The 379-nt window shown below is 60.9% G+C and carries 1 protein-coding gene; it reads right to left on the bottom strand.

What is annotated here, in order from left to right; genetic code table 11:
- Nucleotides 1-254 (bottom strand): hypothetical protein (locus AC0IY1_RS25320; RefSeq protein ID WP_471773331.1); only part of this gene is annotated, 254 nt, incomplete at its 3' end.
- Between the last annotated feature and the right edge of the window lie 125 nt (nucleotides 255-379).

Here is a 379-nt window from a genome sequence, read left to right as displayed (position 1 = left end):
CCGCCCGAGGTCTGGCCGTACTGCTGGGTGGGGAAGTTCTGCTGGTTGGCGTTGCCCTCGGCGGCCGAGCTCATCGGGCAGCTATAGGGGTTTCGCAGGGGCTCGCCGCCACGAAACTCGAGCGAACCGGTCGTTTCGACCTCGTATGGCGAGAAAGCAGTGTAACGGGACGGCCTTTCGAAAGCCATGGCGGACGAGATCGGAGCAACACCGAGGACGAGAGCGGCGGTGAGGGCGGCGATACGGGTCTTCATTGAGGCTATCAGGCTCCTATACAGTGCGAACCGGTTTCCTTGGTTCGCTTCATCTGTCTGAACCCAATATGGGGCCTCGATCTCATCCATGACGTGCGTCCAGGCACGTGGAGGGCAGGATTAAA

The sequence above is a fragment of the Methylobacterium sp. AC690 genome (assembly GCF_979256535.1).
Note: the sequence above shows the minus strand (reverse complement) of the source record. Positions and strands in the feature narration are given on the sequence as shown.